17 protein-coding genes are annotated in these 18324 nt (G+C 73.1%); 8 read left to right on the plus strand and 9 right to left on the minus strand.

The annotated features are described in order from the left end of the window. Positions 1-28 precede the first annotated feature (28 nt). Complete coding sequence (locus SERN_RS04635) at positions 29-916, minus strand: hypothetical protein (RefSeq protein WP_135848878.1); 888 nt, start codon at positions 914-916, stop codon at positions 29-31. A gap of 142 nt (positions 917-1058) precedes the next feature. Between SERN_RS04635 and SERN_RS04640 the strand changes: the two genes are divergently transcribed. From SERN_RS04640 to mnhG, 6 genes are read left to right on the plus strand one after another with little or no spacing between them, the layout of a single operon-like run. Beyond that, the gene (locus tag SERN_RS04640; protein ID WP_135848879.1) at positions 1059-4247 is read left to right on the plus strand and encodes a Na+/H+ antiporter subunit A; all 3189 of its coding nucleotides are present in this window, start codon (positions 1059-1061) and stop codon (positions 4245-4247) included. Next, the gene (locus SERN_RS04645) at positions 4244-4732 is read left to right on the plus strand and encodes a Na(+)/H(+) antiporter subunit C (protein WP_135848880.1); all 489 of its coding nucleotides are present in this window, start codon (positions 4244-4246) and stop codon (positions 4730-4732) included. Before SERN_RS04640 ends, SERN_RS04645 begins: the two co-directional genes overlap by 4 nt. Further along, positions 4729-6315, plus strand: a complete 1587-nt coding sequence (locus tag SERN_RS04650) for a Na+/H+ antiporter subunit D (RefSeq protein WP_135848881.1) — start codon at positions 4729-4731, stop codon at positions 6313-6315. Before SERN_RS04645 ends, SERN_RS04650 begins: the two co-directional genes overlap by 4 nt. Continuing rightward, on the plus strand, positions 6312-7019 hold the full coding sequence (locus SERN_RS04655) for a Na+/H+ antiporter subunit E (RefSeq protein ID WP_233251458.1): 708 nt from the start codon (positions 6312-6314) through the stop codon (positions 7017-7019). The genes SERN_RS04650 and SERN_RS04655 overlap by 4 nt, the downstream gene beginning before the upstream one ends. Then, on the plus strand, positions 7016-7375 hold the full coding sequence (locus SERN_RS04660; RefSeq protein ID WP_135848882.1) for a monovalent cation/H+ antiporter complex subunit F: 360 nt from the start codon (positions 7016-7018) through the stop codon (positions 7373-7375). The genes SERN_RS04655 and SERN_RS04660 overlap by 4 nt, the downstream gene beginning before the upstream one ends. Continuing rightward, a complete protein-coding gene (gene mnhG, locus SERN_RS16030; protein ID WP_199241492.1) occupies positions 7372-7962 on the plus strand; it encodes a monovalent cation/H(+) antiporter subunit G in 591 nt (196 codons plus the stop codon). The genes SERN_RS04660 and mnhG overlap by 4 nt, the downstream gene beginning before the upstream one ends. Positions 7963-7969: 7 nt before the next feature. Here the strand turns inward: mnhG and SERN_RS15250 are convergent, their stop codons facing one another. Further along, a complete protein-coding gene (locus SERN_RS15250; RefSeq protein WP_158292564.1) occupies positions 7970-8224 on the minus strand; it encodes a DUF4235 domain-containing protein in 255 nt (84 codons plus the stop codon). A 124-nt stretch (positions 8225-8348) separates the two neighbouring features. On the opposite strand from SERN_RS15250, the gene SERN_RS04675 reads away from it, so the two are divergent. Continuing rightward, complete coding sequence (locus SERN_RS04675; protein WP_135848884.1) at positions 8349-8966, plus strand: TetR/AcrR family transcriptional regulator; 618 nt, start codon at positions 8349-8351, stop codon at positions 8964-8966. A gap of 217 nt (positions 8967-9183) precedes the next feature. Here SERN_RS04675 and SERN_RS04680 read toward each other — a convergent pair whose 3' ends face one another. Continuing rightward, on the minus strand, positions 9184-10059 hold the full coding sequence (locus SERN_RS04680; protein ID WP_135848885.1) for an ABC transporter permease: 876 nt from the start codon (positions 10057-10059) through the stop codon (positions 9184-9186). Beyond that, positions 10056-11105, minus strand: a complete 1050-nt coding sequence (locus SERN_RS04685; protein WP_135848886.1) for an ABC transporter ATP-binding protein — start codon at positions 11103-11105, stop codon at positions 10056-10058. Before SERN_RS04685 ends, SERN_RS04680 begins: the two co-directional genes overlap by 4 nt. 110 nt (positions 11106-11215) lie before the next feature. On the opposite strand from SERN_RS04685, the gene SERN_RS04690 reads away from it, so the two are divergent. After that, a complete protein-coding gene (locus tag SERN_RS04690; protein ID WP_135848887.1) occupies positions 11216-11989 on the plus strand; it encodes a TetR/AcrR family transcriptional regulator in 774 nt (257 codons plus the stop codon). A gap of 34 nt (positions 11990-12023) precedes the next feature. Here SERN_RS04690 and SERN_RS04695 read toward each other — a convergent pair whose 3' ends face one another. The 5 genes from SERN_RS04695 to SERN_RS04715 form a co-directional block, all read right to left on the minus strand. Next, the gene (locus SERN_RS04695) at positions 12024-12932 is read right to left on the minus strand and encodes a DUF1684 domain-containing protein (RefSeq protein WP_135848888.1); all 909 of its coding nucleotides are present in this window, start codon (positions 12930-12932) and stop codon (positions 12024-12026) included. A 2-nt stretch (positions 12933-12934) separates the two neighbouring features. After that, entirely contained in the window at positions 12935-14614 is a 1680-nt protein-coding gene (locus SERN_RS04700; RefSeq protein ID WP_135848889.1) for an ABC transporter substrate-binding protein, read from the minus strand. Positions 14615-14686: 72 nt separating this feature from the next. Beyond that, positions 14687-16300, minus strand: coding sequence for a dipeptide ABC transporter ATP-binding protein (locus SERN_RS04705; protein WP_135848890.1), 1614 nt, complete (start codon positions 16298-16300; stop codon positions 14687-14689). Beyond that, the gene (locus SERN_RS04710) at positions 16297-17238 is read right to left on the minus strand and encodes an ABC transporter permease (protein ID WP_135848891.1); all 942 of its coding nucleotides are present in this window, start codon (positions 17236-17238) and stop codon (positions 16297-16299) included. The genes SERN_RS04705 and SERN_RS04710 overlap by 4 nt, the downstream gene beginning before the upstream one ends. Beyond that, positions 17235-18275, minus strand: coding sequence for an ABC transporter permease (locus SERN_RS04715; RefSeq protein ID WP_199241493.1), 1041 nt, complete (start codon positions 18273-18275; stop codon positions 17235-17237). Before SERN_RS04715 ends, SERN_RS04710 begins: the two co-directional genes overlap by 4 nt. Positions 18276-18324: the final 49 nt, after the last annotated feature.

The raw sequence follows: 18324 nt of genomic DNA on the forward strand, positions 1-18324 counted from the left end.
CCGCGCGCACCGCCCGCGGGGGAACGACTCAGCGCTCCAGCGCCGCCGCGACGTGCCCCGCGACCAGCGGATCGGCCAGGTAGTACTCGATCGCGTGCCGACCGTCGTCGGGGTTGACCACGCCCGCCTCCTCGTCCACCGTCCCGACGGGGAGCAGTGTGCCGTCGACCCCGCCGGCCGTGACGGCGTCGCGCGGGTCCCGGACGTTGACCCAGGAGCCGACCGCGGCGGGCAGCCGACGCGTCTCCAGCCGGTCCAGCGCGCGGATCACCGGCGGCCACCCGAGCGGGGCGCCCATCGTGAGCAGGAGCGGGACGTCCCAGGAGCGTGCCGCGGGGTGGGAGCGCAGCACGCGGTAGGCGATGAGGGCCCCGAGCGAGTGCCCGAGCACGATCACCGGGCCGCTCGCGGGCGCGGCATGCGCGACGCCGTCGTCGATCATCTGGCGCAACCGCGCATCGGTGAGGTAGCCGAAGCACTCGCGCGCCACGAACGCGACGGTGGCACCGGACATGCCGGGCACGTAGGCGTCGACGGCGGCGAGCACCGTGCGCACGCGGCCCCAGTCCCCCTCGCGTGCGCCGGCGTCGGCGGGGTCCGTGACCCGGTCGAGCTGCTCCGGCGTGAAGGCGAGCTCCGCGGCGACGGCGCGCACCACCTCCGCCACGAACTCCCGCTCGTCGCGCGGCAGGTCCCCGCGCAGCGAGACCCGCTCGGCCTCGGCGCGCGCGACACCGCCGACCAGGTGGGAGAGGTTGCCGCCGTACCAGGGCAGGCGCACGTCCTCGTCGGCGAACGGGACCTCGAGACCGGCGGCCTCGAACCCGCCCCGCAGCGCCACGAGCCACTGCTCCTTCATCTCGACCGGACCGAACAGCGGGCGGCTCCGCCCGTGCACCAGCAGGATCCCGACCATCGCTCCGCTCCTTCGCGCCCGACTCTTGGTCGATCCATGGTGCCACGGCCGATCCGCTTTGGCCTCCCTTTGGGCTGGCTTTGAGGTCCGCCAGGTAGAGTAGGGAACTGCTCCCCGCCGCCTTCGACAAGACGGGACCGCGATGCTCCAGATCCTCCTGCTGCACGTCGCGGCAGCCGTGATCGCCCCCGTCCTGCTCAACCGCTTCGGCCGGCGCATGTTCGCCGTCCTCGGCCTGGCTCCCGCGAGCGCCGCCGTCTGGGCGCTCACCAAGACCGGCGAGGTCATGGCGGGCAACCAGGTCGTGGAGACCTACACGTGGGTGCCCGAGCTGGACCTGTCGATCACGTTCCGCCTCGACACCCTCTCCTGGTTCATGGTGCTGATCGTGGGCACCGTGGGCGCACTCGTGCTGGCCTACTGCGCCTGGTACTTCGCTGCCGCGGCGAGCGGCAAGGGCCGCTTCGGCGGCGTCTTCGTCGCGTTCGCCGGCGCGATGCTCGGCCTCGTGGCCACCGACTCCACGCTCATGCTCTACCTGTTCTGGGAGCTGACCACGGTCTTCTCCTACCTGCTCATCGGCCACTACAGCGACCGCAAGGTCTCGCGCAGAGCGGCCATGCAGGCGATCATCGTGACGACCTTCGGCGGCCTGGTGATGCTGGGCGGCATCATCGTGCTCGGCCAGGTCGACGGCGGGTCGTACTCGCTGCACGAGCTGGTCACCGCCACCCCGGAGATGACGACGCTGACGTCCGTCGCGATCATCTGCGTGCTCGTCGGCGCCGTCAGCAAGTCGGCCCTCATCCCGTTCCACTTCTGGCTCCCGGCCGCGATGGCCGCGCCGACGCCGGTCAGCGCCTACCTGCACGCCGCCGCCATGGTGAAGGCGGGCGTCTACCTCGTCGCGCGCCTGGCGCCCGGCTTCTCGACCTGGGCCTCCTGGGAGTGGCCGCTGCTGGTGCTGGCGAGCGGCACGATGCTCATCGGCGGCTACCGAGCGATGCGCCAGTGGGACCTCAAGCTCGTGCTCGCCTACGGCACCGTCAGCCAGCTCGGCCTCCTGATCATGCTCGTCGGCCAGAGCGACCGCGCCGTCGCGCTCGCCGGCGTCGCGATGATCGGCAGCCACGCGATGTTCAAGGCGACGCTGTTCCTCACGGTCGGCATCGTCGACGCCGCGGCCGGCACGCGCGACATCCACCAGCTCTCCAACCTCAGGCGCTCGATGCCGTTCCTCTCGGTCGTCGCGGCGCTCGCGATCGCCTCGATGATCGGGATCGCACCGCTCGCGGGCTACGTCGCCAAGGAGGCGGCGCTCGAGGGGCTCGTGCACGACGGCAGCCCGCGCAGCATCGCGCTCCTGGTGGTCCTGGTGCTGGGGTCGATCCTCACCGTGGCCTACGGCCTGCGGTTCTGGTGGGGCGCGTTCGCGGCCAAGGACGGCCTCGAGGACACGCCCACCGACCGCGAGGCCTGGCAGATGTTCATCTCGCCGACGGTCCTCGCCGTCGCCGGGCTCGCCGCCGGGCTCGTGCCCGCGCTCGGTGAGCGCCTGCTGGCGCCGTACGCCGCCACCTACCCCGAGGGCGAGGAGGGTCACCTCACGCTGTGGGGTGGGTTCGGCCTGCCGCTGCTGCTGACCGTGATCATCCTCGTCGGCGGAGCCGCGCTCTTCTGGTGGCGCGGCCGGGACTCCGGGCTGCAGCGCCGCGAGAGCTTCGCGTTCGACGCCGAGGACCTCTACCGCCGCTTCATGCGCCGCCTCGACCGCGGCGCCGGCTTCACCACGTCGCTCACCCAGCGCGGTTCGCTGCCGTTCTACCTGGCCGTCATCCTGCTCGTCGCCGTGCTGGCCGCGTCGACCGCGATGCTGACGTCCGAGAACACGTTCGGCCCCGTGCGGCTGTGGGACTCCCCCGCCCAGCTCGCCGTCGGCATCGTCATCGTGGTCGGTGCCGTCGGCGCCGCCCGCGCCCGCCGCCGCCTCAAGGCGATCCTGCTGATGGGCATCTCCGGCTACGGCATCGCGCTCATGTACGAGCTGCACGGCGCTCCCGACCTCGCGGTCACGCAGGTGCTGGTCGAGACCGTCACGCTGCTCGTCTTCGTGCTCGTGCTGCGCCGCCTGCCGGCCTACTTCTCCAACCGCCCCCTCGCCGACAGCCGGTGGCTGCGGGCCGCGCTCGGCGCCGCCGTCGGCGCGACCGTGAGCCTGCTCGCGCTGATCGCGGCGAACTCGCGCACCGCGACCCCGGTCTCGGTGAACTTCCCGCAGGAGGCCTACGACTACGGCTACGGCCGCAACATCGTCAACGTCACCCTGGTCGACATCCGCGCGTGGGACACGATGGGCGAGATCTCGGTCCTCCTCGTGGCCGCCACCGGCGTCGCGTCGCTCGTCTTCCTCCGCGTGCGCACGGCCAGGGTCGAGCGCGCGTCCGACCTGCAGGGCAAGAAGCTCGGCGGCATCTGGACCGACGGCGCGGCCGGTGACGACAACCTCGTCCGCCTGCAGGTGCGCGGCGTCGCCGGGCCCGACGGCGCGGCGACCTCCTCCGGGTCCGTGACGTCCACGGCGTCCACGGCGTCGGGCGACGGCGCTGCCTCCGGCGACGCCACCGCCGACCAGCCGGGGGCGCTCGAGCGCTGGACGGACTCCGCCGTCGGCGCGATGCGCAACCAGCGCTGGCTCTCGGCCGGCGCGACGCTCGCACCGCAGCGCCGCTCGGTGATCCTCGAGATCGCCACGCGACTGCTGTTCCACACGATGGTCGTGTTCTCGCTGTTCCTGCTGTTCTCGGGCCACAACGCACCCGGCGGCGGGTTCGCCGGCGGCCTCATCGCGGGCATCGCGCTCGTGCTGCGCTACCTCGCCGGCGGCCGGTACGAGCTGGGCGAGGCCGCGCCGGTCAACGCGGGCCTCCTGCTGGGCTCCGGCCTGTTCCTCTCGGCCGGTGCCGGCGTCGTCCCGATGTTCTTCGGCGGCACGGTGCTGGAGTCCGCGGTCATCGAGTTCACCGCGGGCCCGCTGGGCGAGATCAAGTTCGTCACCACGCTGTTCTTCGACATCGGCGTCTACCTGGTCGTCATCGGGCTGGTGCTGGACGTGCTGCGCACGCTCGGCGCCGAGATCGACCGCCAGGGCGAGGCCGAGGGCTACGTCGCCCGCGAGATCGCGCACGACGAGGCCGATCTGGACGACTCCGGCAGCGTGCTCGCCGGGGCGGGCTACGAGCTCGAGGACCCGCGCGAACCGGAACCGAGGGCCGACGGCAGCACGACCACCGGCAGCAGCTCCACCGAGACCGAGCAGGGAGGACCGCGATGATCGTCTCCGACAACACCCCGAGCATGGTCCTCGTCGTGGTCATGGGCGCCCTGATCGCCACGGGCGTCTACCTGCTCCTGGAGCGCAGCCTCACGCGCGTGCTCATCGGCGTCGCCCTCGTCGGCAACGGCGTCAACCTGCTCATCCTCATCGCGGGTGGCGCCGCCGGCGCCCCGCCGCTGATCGGGTCGAGCGACGAGGCGATGAGCGACCCGCTGCCCCAGGCGCTGGTCCTCACCGCGATCGTCATCACGCTCGGGTTCACCGCGTTCATCCTCGCGATGGCCTACCGGTCCTGGCAGCTGCACGGCCACGACGAGGTGCAGGACGACGTCGAGGACCGCCGCATCGCGCGTCGCGCCGAGCAGGGCGAGCTGGACACGCGTTCCGACGAGGCGACCGCGAACGCGGCCCTCGAGGCCGCCCAGGTCCGTGACGAGACCGAGGACGTGCCCGACGCGACCTCGAAGGAGGGCCACCGATGAGCTGGCTCGTCCCCCTCCCCGTCGTCGTCCCGCTGATCTGCGCCGGGCTCGCCCTGACACAGGCGCGCCGGCCCCGCGTCCAGGCGGTCATCTCCCTGGCCGCGCTGTCCGTCGTCCTGACCGTCGCCGTCGTGCTCCTCTTCCAGGCCGACGCCGGACCGCTGGTGGTCAACGTCGGCGGCTGGGCCGCCCCGGTCGGGATCGCCCTCGTGGTGGACCGGCTCGCCGCGCTGATGCTGGTGGTCTCGAGCATCGTGCTGCTCGGCGTCCTCGCCTACTCGGTGGGCCAGCGCGCCTCCGACGTGGAGAGCTCCGACGACGAGCAGACCCCCGTCTCGGTCTTCCACCCGACCTACCTGGTCCTCGCGGCGGGCGTCGCCAACGCGTTCGTCTCGGGCGACCTGTTCAACATCTACGTCGCGTTCGAGATCGTGCTGGGCGCGAGCTTCGTGCTCATCACGCTCGGCGCCACGAGCGACCGGATCCGCGCCGGCACGATCTACGTGATCGTCTCGCTGCTCTCCTCGGTCCTGTTCCTCATCGCGATCGCGCTCATCTACGCCGCAACCGGCACGCTCAACCTCGCGCAGCTCGGTCAGCGCCTGCCGGAGCTGCCGGAGGGCACGCAGCTCGCGCTCCAGGTCATGCTGCTGCTCGGGTTCGCCATCAAGGCGGCGATCTTCCCGCTCTCGGCCTGGCTGCCCGACTCCTACCCGACGGCGCCCGCACCCGTCACCGCCGTCTTCGCCGGGCTGCTGACCAAGGTCGGCGTGTACGCGATCATCCGCACCCAGACGCTGCTGTTCCCGAACGGCGCGCTGGACGACGTGCTGCTGGTGATCGCCCTGCTCACCATGGTGGTCGGCATCCTCGGCGCGGTCGCGCAGGACGACCTGAAACGTCTGCTGTCGTTCACGCTCGTGAGCCACATCGGCTACATGATCTTCGGCATCGCGGTCGCCTCGCAGGTCGGGATGGCGGCGACGATCTTCTACGTCGCCCACCACATCACCGTGCAGACCGCGCTGTTCCTCGTGACGGGTCTGATCGAGCAGCGGGGTGGGACGACGTCGCTGGCGAAGCTGGGTGGTCTGGCGAAGCTCGCCCCGGCGCTCGCGATCATCTTCTTCGTCCCCGCGATGAACCTCGCCGGCATCCCGCCGCTGTCGGGCTTCCTGGGCAAGGTCGGCCTGCTGCAGGCGGGCATCGACCTCGGGACGCCGCTGGGCTACGCCGTCGTGATCGCCGGTCTGGCGACCTCGCTGCTGACGCTCTACGCGATCATCAAGGCCTGGAACAAGGCGTTCTGGCAGACCGCCCCCAGCGAGCTGCCGAAGGTCCGCACGCCGCGCAGCATGTTCGGCCCCGCCGCCGCCCTGGTCGTGGCCAGCTGCGCGATCACGTTCCTCGCCGGGCCGCTGTACCGCTACGCCGACGACGCCGCGACCGATCTGCGCGCGCGCTCGCCGTACATCGACGCCGTCCTGGTGGACGGCGTGCGGGGCGACGGCCAGTCGACCGAGGCCGAACCGACCGACGACGCCACGACGACGGCACCCGAGCCCGGAGGTGAGGACGAGTGAGCCCGAGCGATCCCACCGGCGCGAGCGCCGGTCCCCTGGCACCCGCCCGCACGGTCCCCGGCAGCACGCGCCGCGGCCGGCCCTCGATCCCGGCCGTCGCGTGGTTGACCCTGGTCTGGATCCTCCTGTGGGGCGACCTAACCTGGGCCAACCTCCTCGGCGGCCTGGTCGCCGCCTACGTCGTGGCCGCCCTCCTGCCGCTGCCTCGCGTGCCCTTCGCGGGCCGACCCTCGCTGCTCGGCTTCCTGCGGCTGATGGGGCGCCTGGGCCTCGACATCGTCGTCGCCAGCGTCGAGGTGACCGGGATCGCGCTGCGGTTCAACCGCGAACCGCGCAGCGGTGTGATCCGGGTGCAGCTGCGGTCGCGCTCCGACCTGTACCTCACCCTCACGGCCGACTTCTGCTCGCTCGTGCCGGGTTCGATCATCGTGGAGGCGCACCGTGCCACCAGCACCCTGTACGTGCACGTGCTCGACCTCGGGGGCGACGGGGCCGTCGAACGGGCGCGCCACGAGGTCCTCGAGCAGGAGGCGCGCGTGATGTATGCGCTCGCGTCCGACGACGAGATCGCCCGAGCCGGGCTGCCCGCCCGCCGGCTGGGTGGCGCACCGCGCGGGGCCGTGGCCGCCGCGCCGCTGCCCGCCGACGCGATGGCCGCCGCCGTGCAGGCCGAGACGTCCCACGCCGACGGGGGGCCGCGATGAGCCTCGGTGTCGTGATCGCCTGCGGTGTGATGGTCGGCATCGGTGCCGTGTGCGCCGTGGTCCGCGCCGAGCGCGGGCCGAGCATGCTCGACCGCGTGGTCGCCGTCGACGTCGTCGTGGCGACCGTGCTGGCCGCCGTCGCGATCGTCTCGGCGTGGACGCTGCGCTCGGACCTGGTGCCCGTGCTCGTCGTGCTCGCCCTGGTCGGGTTCATCGGCTCGGTGACGGTGGCTCGGTTCGCGGCGGCCGACAAGGACGACGACAAGCGCATCCTCACCCGCGAGGAGGCCGCCGCCGAGCGCGAGGCCCGCCGTCGCGCCGAGCTCGAGGAGTCCGACGGGGGTGGGACGTCATGATCGCCGACGGCAGCGTGCTGGACACGGTCGCGCACGTCGTGGCCGCCGTCATGCTCCTGGCCGGGTCGTTCCTAGCGATGGTCGCGGGCATCGGCATCGCCCGGTTCCCGGACCTGCTCGCCCGGATGCACGCGGCGACCAAGCCGCAGGTGCTCGGGCTGGCGCTGCTCATGGGTGGCCTCGCGCTGGAGATCCGCACCGGCGTCGTCATCTGGACGCTCGTGCTGGTGGTGGCGCTGCAGCTGATCACCGCGCCGGTCTCGGCGCACATGGTGGGGCGGGCGGGCTACCGCACGTCGCAGGTGCGCAGCGACCTGCTGGTCGTGGACGAGCTGACCGACGACCTGGCGGTTATCGAGCGGATGGCCGACCGCGAGGGCGCGGCAGGGCGGCAGATGCCGGCGCCGTCGTCCTCGACGGGGCCGTCAGCGGGTGCGGGCGACGACCTCGTCCAGGGCCCGGAGGATCAGGCCGGTGCGTCGGCCAAGGCCGAGGCCGTGGAGGAGGAGGTCCTGGCGACCCGGGACCCCCAGCCCCACGACGGCGCGCACGAGGACACGCACGAGCCGCCGTCGGGCCGGAGCTGAGCAGGGCTCAGACGACCTCGTCCACGCGCTTGGAGATGGCGCGCGTGACGGCCTTGGTGGTCCCGGCGCGGGCCAGGGCGGCGAGCGCACCCGAGATCGCGGCGAAGACGACGATCTCGCGGACCGAGGCGTCCTCACCCTTCGAGGGCGGCTGGTGACCGGTGGCCTTGCGCCAGAGCAGGTCGAGGGCCTTCGTGGCCACGAAGCCCGCGGCCATGACCGACAGGGTCGTGATGATCTTCTGGTTGGTCGCGCTGTTCATGACGGGCTGCCCTTCTAGACGACGGTTCTCCCCCGAGCCTAGGCCGTTGGTCCCTTCCGTCGGTGTCCTTCGCCACATTATGACGACCATGCGAATCCCGTCATATACGTGAGAGACTGGGGTCATGCCGAAGATCATCGGGGCGACGCTGGCCGAGCATCGGGAGCAGGTGCGCCTGCGACTCTTCGCCGCGCTCTCCGCCCTGATGGAGCGCGAGGGTTTCGACGCGATCACGCTGGCCGACATCGCCGGCGAGGCGGGGGTCGGCCGCACGGCGGTCTACAACCACTTCCCCGACAAGGAGTCGCTCCTGCTCGGGTTCATCGAGAACGAGACGACGTCCTACATCGCCGCCCTCGAGCAGTCCCTGACGGGCATCGAGGACCCGGTCGAGCAGCTGCGGACCTACGTGCAGCAGCAGATCCGTCTCAAGCGCGTCTACCACCTGGCGCCAGGGCCGGACCTGCGCACGGTCGTCTCGCGCAGCACCATGCTCCGGCTGCGTGAGCACATCCTGCAGATCGAGGCGCCGCTGCGCCGCATCCTCATCCAGGGCATCGGAACGGGGCGCTTCCCCCGGCAGGACCTCGACGCCGTCGTCCCCCTCGTCAACTCGTGCCTCAACGCGCGCCACGTGCCCGAGGACGGGCCGCGCCGCGACCGCGCGATCGAGGAGACCGTCGCGTTCGTGATGCGCGCGGTCGGGGTGGACCCGACGGTCGCGGTGCGCCGCACCGCCTGATCCGCGCCGCCTGATCCGCACCGCCTGATCCGGCCCGCGCCCGTGTGCCCGCGCCCCCCGCGAGCTTCGCCTCACCGGGCCCGACCCGACCAGGCCGCCTTCCTCCGAACTCGTTCGTGTCCTTCGGAAGGACACGAACGAGTTCGCTGCGAGGACCGGTGGTCGACCCGCGAGCGCCGGTGAGGGCCCCGCGTCGGGAGCGCGGCAGCTCGTCGGATCAGCGCGTCGCGCGGCGGATCGCCGAGACACCCACCGCGAGCCCGACGGCGAGCGTGCCCGCCGCGGCCAGGAAGCCCCACAGCACGTCGATCGTCAGCTGGCCGGAGAACAGCGCCCGCTCACCGTTCACCAGGTAGGTGATCGGGTTGAAGCGCGAGGCGACCTGCATCCACCCCGGCCCGCTCTCCAGCGGCAGCATCATGCCCGCCAGCAGCAGGAGGGGGAACGTGACGGACTGCTGCACGGTCCAGAACAGCCACTCGCGATTCTTCGACGCCAGCCCGAGCGCGTAGGACAGCGATCCGAGGCCGATGCCGAACAGACCGAGCATCACCAGCCCGAGCAGCACGCCCAGCGGGTGGATCGTGAAGCCGAACGGAACGGCGGCGACCGTGAGGACGAACGCCTGCAGGACCAGCGGCACGAACTCCTTCAGCGCCCGGCCCACGATGATCGAGGCGCGGGACAGCGGCGACGCGAGGATCCGCTCGTAGCTGCCCATCTGCATCTCGAACAGCAGGTTCGAGCCGGTCATGCCCGTGCCGAACAGCGCGATCATCACGAGCAGCCCCGGCAGGAACCACTGGATCGTGGACTGACCGGCGGCATCGGCCCCCGGCCCCGCCATCGCCCCGCCGACGAGACCGGACAGCAGCGGTGCGAACAGCACCAGGAAGACGATGGGCTGACCCAGGGCGAACACCTGCGAGAACGGGTCGCGCAGCGTCAGGCGCAGCTCGCGCCAGGCCACGGCCCAGGTGTCGTGGGCGAACCGGGCGACCGGGTTGGTCGGCAGCGACGAACTCGCGCGCGAGCCCCCCGTGCCCGGCGCCTGCACCCGTCCGGTGCTCGACGCCACGTCCGCGGCGCTCATGCCGCACCTCCCGTTCCGCCACCGGGACCTCCGGCGGCTGCCGCCATCGCCGCGACCGCCGCGGCGTCGTCACCGGACTCGGACTCCTCGCGGAGCGAGCGGCCGGTCAGGTTGAGGAACACGTCGTCGAGCGTCGCCTCGGCGATCGACGCCGTCGCGGGACGCAGCGCGGCCCCCTCGAGCGCGTGCAGCAGCGCGGGCAGCACGGCCGGACCGTCGTCGAGCTCGAGCCGGAGGCCGCTGTCGCGCCCCTCGCCCGCCGCCACCAGGTGCCCGTCGAACCGCGAGTCCCGCCGGAGCAGGTCGCGTGCGCGGTCCGCCTCGTCATCGCTCGCCCACGTGAGCGTGACGACGTCGGAGGCGTGCGTGTGGCGCAGGGCCGCCGGGGTGTCGTCGGCGATGATCGAACCCTGGTCGATGACGACGACGCGCTCGGCCATCCGGTCGGCCTCCTCGAGGTAGTGCGTGGTGAGCACCAGCGTCATTCCGAACTCGTGCCGCATCCGCTGCACGTGCTCCCAGAGGTTGGCGCGGCTGGCCGGATCCATCCCGGTGCTCGGCTCGTCCAGGAACAGCAGCGGCGGCCGGTTCAGCAGGCCCATCGCCACGTCGAGCCGGCGCCGCTGGCCGCCCGAGAGGGTGTTGACCGTGCGCTTCTCGAGCCCGACCAGGTCGAGCGCCGCGAGCAGGTCGCTCGCCCGTCGCCGTCCCTCGGCCGCCGGGACGCCGTAGAACTGCGCCTGGCTGGCGAGCTCGTCGGCGACGCGGAAGTAGTGGCCGGCGCTGTTGCCCTGGCCGATGTAGCCGATGGCCTGACGCACCCGGTCGGGGTGCGCGACGACGTCGTGCCCCGCGACCGTGGCCGACCCGAACGTCGGGGCGAGCAGCCCGGTGAGCATCTTCAGGGTGGTGGACTTGCCCGCGCCGTTCGGCCCGAGGATGGCGACGAGCTCGCCGTCCGCGACCGACAGGTCGATGCCGCGGACGGCCTCGACCACGCTCGCCTTCTTCGTGAAGGTCCTCGTGAGACCCGTGGTGGTGATCATCTGTCTCCGTACGCCGTACCAGAAAGGGTGACGGCGATGACTGTACGCTGTACGGGAAGAGAGCGGAACCCCCCGTCTCCCGTTCGAGGACAGCGCGCGAGAGGTGCCGGATGACGACCGAGCCGACGCCGGAGCACCGCCGTCGGCTCGAGCTCCTGTGGCTGCCGCCCGAGACAAGCGCGCGCGGTCGACGGCCACGGTTCTCGCGCGAGGACGTCGTGGCAGCCGGGCTCGCGGTCGCCGCCGCCGAGGGTCTCGCGGGCGTGACGATGCGCCGCGTCGCGACCGAGCTCGGCACCGGTGCCATGAGCCTGTACACCTACGTGCCCGGCCGCGACGAGCTCCTCGACCTCATGATCGACGCCGCCTACGCCGGCCTGGACCTGCCGGGGGCGTCCGACCTGTCGGAAGGGGCCGGGAACGGCTGGCGCGCTCCGCTCCTGCACTACGCCGAGTCGCTGATGCTCATGTACGCCGCCCATCCGTGGCTCCTGGACCTCAACCAGTGGCGGCTGCCGCTGGCACCCCACGTGCTCGACGCCGAGGAGGCCGGGCTGCGGATCCTCGCGTCCACCCCGCTGGATCCCGAGCAGGTCGTCGCCATCCGCGACCTGCTGGAGACGTTCGTGCACGGCCTCGCGCGCGAGCTCTCGCAGGAGCGGCGCGACGGCGATGCGACGGGCCTCGGCCACGAGGACTACTGGAGCCAGCAGAGCCACTTCTGGGAGACGCACTTCGACCCGGAGCGGTACCCGACGATGACCCGGATGTGGCTGGCCGGCGCGTTCGAGGCGGACCGCTCGAGCACCGAGACCGCGCTGGCCCCGATCCTCGACGCCGTCGAGCGGGCGATCGCGGCGGTCGCACCGCCGCCGCCCTCCTAGCGTCCGCGGCACGACCCCGGCCCCGGGGTGGGGGTCAGTCGGGGACGCTGCCGCCCAGGAGCTGCGGGCCGGGGAGGGCCGTGGACCCGCCGGCGATCGGCGGGACACCGGTGCGTCCGGCCGGGGCCTTCTCCCCCGCCGTGACGTCGAACGGCAGCGCGTTGCCGTCGATCGGAGCCGGGCAGGTGCCGTGGTCGGAGAACGCGTAGGGGTAGCTCACCGCCCGGTTCAGGTCGAGCACTCCGGTGCCGGAGGCCGGGTCGCCGTCGATACCCACGGTGCGCCAGGCAGAGCTGGTCACGCCCGACGTCGCATCGCGGAAGGAGACCGACCACGCATGCCGCCGGCCGGTGGCCACCAGGCGGTGCTCGACGCCGTCGCGCACCAGCACGACCTCGCCGACGGCGGTCGCGCGCTGGGTGAGGCCCGGCGCCGCTGCGTCGACCACGACCGTGCGCGGCTCGTCGTACGGCTCGAGCCTCACGGGGACGCGCCAGGCGTCGTCGAACGCCCACGTCGGCACCCCGGCGAAACCGGTCCGTGCCGGCGCCTGCGGGTCGCGCAGCCGCAGCGCGTAGTACCCACCGCGGCGCAGCACCTCGATCCGCAGGTCGCCCACCAGGGCGAACGCCGTCGCCCCGGCCTCCGCGACCTCGCGCGTGACCTCACCGTCCAGCGCGTCGGTCGCGCCGCCGTCGCCGTCCAGCAGCACCAGGCCCTCCGCCGCCGCCGCGGCGACGTGCAGCACGCCGCCGGACACCCACCAGCGACCCGGCAGGTCGGCCACGGCCGTCGGCACGTCGGCCACGACCCACGCCAGCCCGACGACGCTCAACCAGTCGTACGGACGGCGCAGCGCGTCCTCCCGCTCGCGGCGGAACTCCCGCCACTCCCCGGCCAGGTCCTCGGTGGTCGGTCGCTCGCCGTTCTCGATCGCGTTCACGCTCATCGATCCTTCCAGACGTCGTACGCGCTCCAGAGGACCCCGCCGGCCTCGTCCAGGGTGATCCCGTGCACCCCGGCGCTGGCCGCGACGTTGTCCTGCGGCACGTAGACCGGCAGGGAGTAGGCGTTCTCGGCGATGTGCTGCTGAGCCTGGGCGTACAGGTCGGTGCGCGCGGCGACGTCGTTCGTCGCGGCGGCCCGGAGCAGCAGGTCGTCGAGCGCGGCGTCGTCGAAGTGGCCGCGGTCGATCTGACCGCCCTGGGTGTAGAGGTAGATCAGCGGCTGGCCCGAGTCGGCGTCGCCGCGCGAGTTGTCGAACACCTGGTAGTCGTTCGAGTCCGCCTTCTCGGTCGCGGTACCGACGTCGACCGGGAGGAACTGGAAGTCGATCCCCACGTTCTCCTTGAGGCTGGCGGCGATGGCCTGGCCGAGCAGCTCGCGGTTGTCGCGCAGGTACGGCGAGGCGGCGTAGTCCTGGACGGTCAGACGTGCGCCGTCCTTCGTGCGGAACCCGTCGGCGTCGCGCTCGGTCCAGCCGGCCTCGTCGAGCAGGTCGTTCGCCGCGTCGACGTCGGTCTCGAAGGCCGGGGCGATGCTCTCGTCGATGAACGGCGAGACCGGGCTGACCGGCGACCACGCGCGGTCGACCTCGCCGTGGTGCACGCCCTGGAGCACGGCGTCGAGGTCGACGCCCTTGATGAAGGCCTGCCGCACGCGGACGTCGTCGAACGGGGGCTGCGAGACGTTGAAGTAGTAGCCGTAGGCGAGCCCGTTGTTCTGCACGCGGTCATAGGTGAAGTCGGGGCTGTCGTCGAACAGGGGAACGTCGATGGACTGGACGCCGTCGATCGCGTCGACCTGGCCCGAGGTCAGGGCACCGGTGCGCGTCGACGCCTCGCCGAGGAAGCGGAAGGTGACGGAGTCGAGGTGCGCGGCCGCGTCGTGCTCCGCGGCCTCGGGGGCCCAGTCGTAGTCCGGACGCTGCGTCAGGACGACGTCCTGCCCGGCCGTGTACGACTCGAGCACGAACGGACCGGTGCCGGCCACGTCGGTCCCCCCGGCGGCCAGGTTGGCGGCGGAGGTGATCGACGTCGGGGAGATCGGGGCGCCGTTGAGCGAGGCGAGGAAGTCGAGCAGGAACGCGTCGGGCTGGCTCAGCGTGAAGACCACCGTGCGATCGTCGGGCGCCTGGACGTCGGTGACGTTGCGCAGCGAGAAGGCCGCCTGGCCCGAGTAGCCCTCGACCTGCAGCTGCGCGATGTTCGCGAGCACCGCGGCCGAGTCGAGCGCGTCGCCGTCGGAGAACGTGACCCCCTCGCGCAGGACGAGGGTCAGCCGGGTCTCGGCGTCGTCGTAGGTGAACGACTCCGCGAGCCACGGGTCGTAGGAGCCGTCGGCGTTCTTGTAGAGGTAGGAGTCGAACACGTTGCGCAGCAGCACCTTGGCCTTGTTCTGGCTGTTCGCCTGAGCGTTCAGCGTCAGCGGCTCGGTCTCCAGCGCCCAGGTGAGGTCGCCGCCGGCGACCGGGGTGCCGGCGTCGGCCTGTGTCGAGGCGTCGTCACCGGCCGAACCGGCCGAACCGACGGAGTCGCCCGAACCGCAGGCGGAGAGACCGAGCGCGACGACGGCGAGCACGGCGGGGACGGCGGCGCGCCGTCGGCGTGGGATGGGGCGGGACATGGTTCTCCTCGGGGCGGTCGGGGTGGGAGGGGCAAGGGGACAGGGGCGGGAACGACAAAGGGGGGCAGGACGTCAGACGGCGGCGCGTTCGCGCAGGTCGGGCAGCGCCTGCAGGAGGCGCTGCGTGTAGGGGTGGCTCGGATGGTGGAAGACCTGCTCGACGTCGCCGTGCTCCACGACCTCGCCGTCCTTCATCACCACGATCCGGTCGGCGAGGTGGTGGACCACGCCCAGGTCGTGGGAGATGAACAGGATCGCGAGACCGCGGGACGCGGCGAGGTCGAGCAGCAGGTCCAGGACCTGCGCCTGGATGCTGACGTCGAGCGCGGAGACGGGCTCGTCGGCCACGATCACGGCGGGGTCGGCGGCGAGTGCGCGGGCGATCGCGACGCGCTGCCGCTGACCGCCCGACAGGGTGCGGGGGTGCCGGGTGGCGAACGCCGCGTCGAGCCCGACGGCCGCGAGCAGCTCGGCCACGCGTTCGCGCCGACCGGCGCGCGAGGTCCCTCCGACCGAGCGGAGCGGTTCGGCGACGACCTCCGCCACGGTGTAGCGCGGGTCGAACGAGGACAGCGGGTCCTGCGCGACGAGCTGGACGTCCAGGCGCCCCTCGGGGCGGGTCACCTCGCCGGAGTCGGCCGGCACGAGCCCGAGCAGCACGCGCGCCAGAGTCGACTTGCCCGATCCGGACTCCCCCACGACGCCGAGCACCTCGCCCTCGCGCAGCTCGACGTCGACCCCGGCCAGCGCGTGGCGCGTGCCGCCACCCGGCGTGGGGTAGGTCCGCACCAGGTCGCGACCGGCCAGGACGACGCGCTCACCGGGCGTGCGCTCCGCCGTCGGCGTCGCCTCGGTGCTGCTGAGGCGGACGCCGCGCGAGGCGGCGGACGGTACGGCCGCCAGCAGCCGGCGGGTGTAGTCGTGCTGCGGGTCGCCGAGCACCTGCTCGACGGGGCCGTGCTCGAGCACGCGGCCGTCGCGCATCACGAGGATCCGGCTGGCCACGGCGGCCACGACGGCGAGGTCGTGCGAGATCAGCAGCAGCGCCGTGCCGTCGGACCGCAGCTGCGCGAGCAGCTCGAGGATCTGGGCCTGCACGGTGACGTCGAGCGCGGTGGTGGGCTCGTCGGCCACGAGCAGCGCCGGCTGCGACGCGAGCGCGGAGGCGATGAGCGCGCGCTGGCGCAGCCCCCCCGAGAGCTCGTGCGGGTAGGAGTCGACGCGGTCGGCGGGGTCGGGGATGCCGACCTGGGCGAGCAGCTCGATCGCGCGGGCCCGCCGTCGGCCGCGCGCCAGCAGCCCCGGCAGGGTGCGACGCAGGGACTCGCCGACCTCGGCCCCGACCCGGCGCAGCGGGTCGAGGCTGACGAGCGCGTCCTGCAGCACCAGGCCGACGGACGTGCCGCGGATGCGGCGCCAGCCGCGGTCGGACAGGCGACGGGCGTCGGCACCGTCGATCGTCAGCTCCTCCGCCTGCACGTGGGCGGCGTCGCCCGCGAGCCCGACGAGGGTGCGCGCCGTGACCGACTTCCCCGACCCCGACTCCCCCACGATCGCGACGATCTCGCCGCGGTGGATCATCAGGTCGAGGCCGTCGACGGCGGGTCGCGCCGCGCCGTCGAACGTCACGGTCAGGCCGCGCACCGTGACCAGGGGCTCCGTCGTCGCGGTCGTGCGCGCGCTCATGCGGCGCTCCGCTCGAGGTGGCGCTGGAACGCGCGTCCGAGCACGGTGGCGGACACCACGGTGATCACGACGGCGACGCCCGGGAACACCGCGCCCCACCAGGCCACGCGCAGGTAGTTGCGGTTCTCGGCGAGCATCGCGCCCCACTCCGGCGCGGGCGGCTGCGGTCCGAGGCCGAGGAAGCTGAGGCCGGCCGCGCCGATGATCGCGCTCCCGAGACCGATGGTGGCGAGCACCGGGACGACGCCGAGCGCGTTCGGCAGCACGTGGCGCAGGGCGAGCCGCGCGCCGCCCAGCCCGAACGTCCTGGCCTGCTCGACGTAGCCGGACGTCCGCACGAGCTGCGTCTGCGAGCGCACCACGCGGGCGAACCGCGGGATGCCGGCGACGCCGATCGCGAGAACGAGGTTGCCGAGCCCGGGGCCGGTGAACGCGATCAGGACCAGCGCGAGCAGGATCTCGGGGAAGGAGGCGAGCACGTCGACCGCGCGGGCAACCACGGTGTCGAGCACGCGGTTGCCGCTGCCCGCCAGCAGGCCGAGGAGGATGCCGCCGACGGCCGCGAGCGCCGTCGCGGCGACCCCGATGACGAGCGAGTAGCGCGCGCCGTGGACGATGCGGGCGAGCACGTCGCGCCCCAGCGAGTCCGTGCCGGCGAGGTGCTGGGCGCTCGGCGGCGCCAGGGCCGCCAGCGGGTCGGCGGCGAGCGGGTCGAGGCGGATCAGCGCCGTCGGGGCGAGCGCCGCGACGAGGACGACGGCGAGCACCAGCGCGGCCACGAGGCCGCCCCAGCCCAGCACCGGGACGCGAGGGCGACGGCGGCGGGCGCCCGCCGAGGGGCGACCGGCGGCGGTCGCCTCGGTCACCTCCTCGGTGCCGGCGGCGGCGTCGGAGTCGTGGCTGCGGGGTGCGCCGTGGGCGCGGACGAGGGTGGTCATCGGGTACCGCCTCGGGTCAGGGAGCCGGCGGGCTCGGGGTGCAGGGAGGGGGCGAGGAGGGGGTCGGCCGCGAGGCCGGGGGCGACGGCGGGCGTCCCCGGCACGGTCCGGCGGGCGGCGCCGCTGCGCAGCCGCGGGTCGATCAGGAGCGCGAGCAGGTCGACGATCGTGGACACCGCGACGAACGTGGCCGCGGCCACGAGCGCGACGCCGAGGACCACGGGGAGGTCCTTGCCGTAGACGGCGTCGACCGTGATCCCGCCCAGGCCGGGCCGGCCGAAGACCTGCTCGACGATCACGGTGCCGCCGAGCAGGGACCCGACCACGATCCCGGCGATCTGCAGCCCCGGAAGGCTCGCGTGCCGCAGCCCGTGCCGGGTCCGCACCGCGATCGGGGAGACCCCGCGGGAACGGGCGGTGAGCGCGAACGGCTCGGCGCCGGCCCGGTCGAGACCCTCGCGCAGCACCTGCGAGAGCAGCCCCGTGATCGGCAGGGCGAGCGCGAGCGCGGGCAGCGCCGACGACCGCCAGCCGCTGCCGCCCGAGACCGGGAACCAGCCGAGCTGGAAGGAGAGCACCGCGAGCAGCACGATCCCGATCCAGAACGCGGGGATCGCCAGGAGCACCAGCTCCAGGCCGGAGGCGAGACGACGCACGACGCCGGCCCGACCCGAGGTGAGCAGCGCCAGCGTCACCGCCAGCACCACGGCGATCGCGAACGCGGTGAACGTCAGCGCGACGGTGGCGCCGAGCTGCTCGCCGATCACGTCGGAAACGGGCAGGCGCAGCAGGTAGGAGGTGCCGAGGTCCCCCCGCAAGAGGCCCCCGAGGTAGAGGGCGTACTGCGCCAGGAGGGGACGGTCCAACCCCCACAGCGCCACGATCTCCGCGCGCAGCTGGGCGTTCTCGCGGTCCTCGCCGAGGATCAGGTCGACCGTCTGACCTGGTGCGGCGTAGACGGCCAGGAACGTCACCGTGACGGCCGCGAGCAGCACGACGGCGGCGGTGCCGAGTCGGGCGAGCACGAGTCGGAGCACGTCGTTCTCCTTCCGGGTGGGGGCCTCGGGCCGCGACGAACCACGCTGC

The organism is Serinibacter arcticus (genome assembly GCF_004786095.1).
Lineage (GTDB): Bacteria > Actinomycetota > Actinomycetes > Actinomycetales > Beutenbergiaceae > Litorihabitans > Litorihabitans arcticus.